The 3171-nt window shown below is 52.2% G+C and carries 3 protein-coding genes; 1 reads left to right on the top strand and 2 read right to left on the bottom strand.

What is annotated here, in order from left to right; all coding sequences use genetic code 11:
- Positions 1-30: 30 nt before the first annotated feature.
- Both Q0P86_RS16780 and Q0P86_RS16775 read right to left on the bottom strand, forming a co-directional pair.
- Positions 31-294 carry a hypothetical protein gene (locus Q0P86_RS16780; RefSeq protein WP_295041094.1) on the bottom strand — a complete coding sequence of 88 codons (264 nt, stop codon included), beginning with the start codon at positions 292-294 and terminating at the stop codon, positions 31-33.
- Positions 295-351: 57 nt separating this feature from the next.
- Positions 352-591: a hypothetical protein gene (locus tag Q0P86_RS16775; protein WP_295041092.1), complete on the bottom strand. Its 240-nt coding sequence runs from the start codon at positions 589-591 to the stop codon at positions 352-354.
- A gap of 160 nt (positions 592-751) precedes the next feature.
- Between Q0P86_RS16775 and Q0P86_RS16770 the strand changes: the two genes are divergently transcribed.
- Complete coding sequence (locus Q0P86_RS16770; protein ID WP_295041090.1) at positions 752-3022, top strand: YgiQ family radical SAM protein; 2271 nt, start codon at positions 752-754, stop codon at positions 3020-3022.
- Positions 3023-3171: the final 149 nt, after the last annotated feature.

Raw genomic sequence — 3171 nt, 5'->3', positions numbered from 1 at the left:
TGAAAGTCGCTGCACTGAAAGTGCAGGGTTTTAACCATTTTTTGGACAATAAAGCGTGAGCGACATCAAGAAATCATCGACATCGTTTTCGAATTTTGTACCATGGAATTCAATTCCATACCAGCCGTTTTCAAATTCAATTTTCTGGAATGTTTCCTTCGTGCGGGAATCTTCCACAAATTTCCGAATTTCTTCGATATCGGCTTTTTTGTTTTTCCTTTCCGCAATCCAGTTATACGCCTTCCCGAGCGCAAAACTAATAGCACTTGATATTATCGGAGAGACAATTTCCATAAGGCACATCCTATAATGTTAATTTTCTTACGTCAAATGTAAACAAAAAAAACAATTTCAAGTGTTTTTGCGAAAAAAGCTTTTTTTTTGCGAAATTTTTACAAAAAGAGACAGCGCGAGGGTCTCAAAAAGCCAAATGTTGGAAAAGGCAACAAAAATGCCTAAAATTATATTGGAAAAGGTCATAAAAATGCCCAAAATCATGTTGGAAAAGGTAACGTAATTTAAAGCAAAATAACGAAAAATCGGCGTTTTTCGTTCAAAAACAGCAAAAACCATACTTTCGTTCAAAGCCAATGTTTATTCCTAATTCTGCCATAGATTGCCGCGTCACCTGCGGTTCCTCGCAATGACGTACGAGGCGAGAGTTGCGGCAGACTGCTTGCTGGCTGACCGAGCCGAAGCGGTCATGCGCTTGCGCAATGACGTACGAGGTTATTTTTCTAAATTGCATCTTATGTACGATCCGCGCTTTTTACCCATCTGCAAAGAAGACCTGGAGGAACTCGGCTGGGACTACGTCGATGTGATTATCATTAGCGCGGACGCCTACGTAGACCACCCCTGCTTTGGGCATGCCGTGGTCGGTCGCCTTTTCGAGCACGAAGGCTTGCGCGTGGCAATACTCCCGCAGCCGAACTGGCGCGATGACTTGCGCGATTTCAAGAAACTTGGCAAGCCGCGAATGTTCTTCGCGATTTCTAGCGGCATGGACAGCATGGTGAACCACTACACCGCGGCCAAGCGCCTCCGCAGTGACGACGCCTTTACGCCAGGGAACAAGGCAGGGTTCCGCCCCGATTACGCGACCTACACGTACGCCAAGATTTTAAAGAAGCTCTACCCCGATGTTCCACTGCTGATTGGCGGACTTGAATCGAGCCTGCGCCGCGTGACGCATTACGACTACTGGAGCGACAGACTCAAGCCGAGCATTCTTTTCGATACGCAAGCCGACATTCTCGTGTACGGCATGGGCGAAAAACCGCTGAAAGAAATCGTGCGACTCCTGAAGAAAGGCGTACCGTTCTCCAGTTTGCATTCCGTGCCGCAAACAGCCTACCTCGCGCCCAAGGGGCAAATCCCTACGACCAAGCAGTGGGAAGACTTGCGCCTCGCAAGCTACGAAGATTGCCTTGCCAATAAGCGCAATCAGATTGACAACTGCCGCAGGGTGGACATCGAATGCAACAAGTGGTTCCAGCGCCGCATCCTGCAAGATGTCGCGGAACAGACCGTGGTGATTAACCCCGCGTACCCGCCGCTGGAATACGGCGAACTCGACGAAAGCTTTGAATACCCCTACGCTCGCGAACCGCACCCCCGCTACAGAAAGCGCGGGAACGTGCCTGCGTTCGACATGATCAAGTTCAGCATCAACACGCACCGCGGCTGTTTTGGCGGTTGCAGTTTTTGCGCCATCAACGCGCACCAGGGCAAATTCATCGCGAGCCGTAGCCGCGAAAGCATTCTGCGCGAAGTCGATTTGATTACGAAGATGGACGGATTCGCCGGCACCATCACCGATTTGGGCGGCCCGAGTGCCAATATGTACAACATGCGCGGCAAGGACCCGAGCCGTTGCCAAAAGTGCGCACGCCCCAGTTGCCTCACGCCGAAAGTCTGCGACAACATGGACACGCATCACCAAGAGCTCCTGGAACTTTACCGCGAAGTGCGCAACCACCCGAAGGTGAAGCACCTGTTTATCGGAAGCGGCGTGCGTTATGACATGTTGCTGCAAGAGACAGACGACAAAGAACTAATCCGCGACCACGAAGAATACGCCCGCGAACTGATTGACTATCATGTGAGCGGGCGCCTGAAGGTGGCCCCGGAACATACCAGCGATGCAGTGCTCAAGCTGATGCGCAAGCCGAGCTTTACCTTGTTCCACAAGTTCAAGGAATTCTTTGACGACGAATGCAAGCGCATCGGAAAGCGCCAGCAGATCATTCCTTACTTTATCAGTAGCCACCCCGGATGTACCGAAGCCGACATGGCGGAACTTGCACTCGAGACAAAGCAGCTCGGATTCCAGCTGGAACAGGTGCAGGACTTTACGCCGACACCGATGACGATTGCGACCGAGATGTTCTACAGTGAAATGACGCCGGACGGAAAGCCGCTTTATGTGGCGAAAACACCGGAACAGAAGCGGAGCCAGCGCCAGTTCTTCTTCTGGTACATTCCCGAAAACCGCCCGCAGATTCGCGCGACGCTGGAACGCCTGAAGCTCGGAAAAATCGGCAGGCTGCTCCTAAGCCGCAGCGCGAAAGCCGAAGGCAAGGAATTCTTCCCGAGCAAGGAGCGCGAAGAAAACGCCGAATACCGCGAGCGCGAGCAGCAGAAACGTGAGCAGCGCGCCGTCACCATCGTGCCGCAGAAATCCGGCAACAAGGGCCGCTGGGAAAACTCCGCCCGCAAGGAACGCCGCGCAGCCCAGTTCGGCAACAGCGGAAACAATGGCGGCGATTCTCGTGAAAACCGCGGCAACAACCGCGAAGGTCGTCGCGAAGACAATCGCGAACGCCGCGACTTCCGTGACGACAACCGCAACAGTAATTTCGGCAACGGCGAGCAGCGCAAAAGTTTCCATAGCGTTCGCAAATCCAACAACGACCGCGGCGGAAGCAAGAGTCGCGACTCTCGCAACAACCCGCGAAACAACGGCGATAAACGCCAAAACTCCCCGGTGCAGTTCAGCTCTTTTCGCCGCGGAAAATAAAAAAAACTAAGGGAGTCCCACCACTTGCGTGGCAGAACTCCCCGAGGTGTTTGATGGACTCCTAACCCTCAAAACACTTTTTGCGGATAAAGTTACAATAAACTACCCTGCACTGAAAGTGCAGGGTTTTGTATGTCGTATGCGGATGG

Source organism: uncultured Fibrobacter sp. (assembly GCF_946062555.1).
GTDB lineage: Bacteria > Fibrobacterota > Fibrobacteria > Fibrobacterales > Fibrobacteraceae > Fibrobacter.
This window is presented reverse-complemented; position numbering and strand designations above follow the sequence as displayed.

Bases quoted from the DNA above. Each gene is read 5' to 3' on its own strand.
- Q0P86_RS16780 (WP_295041094.1), bottom strand. From the start codon at position 294: ATGGAAATTGTCTCTCCGATAATATCAAGTGCTATTAGTTTTGCGCTC.
- Q0P86_RS16770 (WP_295041090.1), top strand. From the start codon at position 752: ATGTACGATCCGCGCTTTTTACCCATCTGCAAAGAAGACCTGGAGGAA.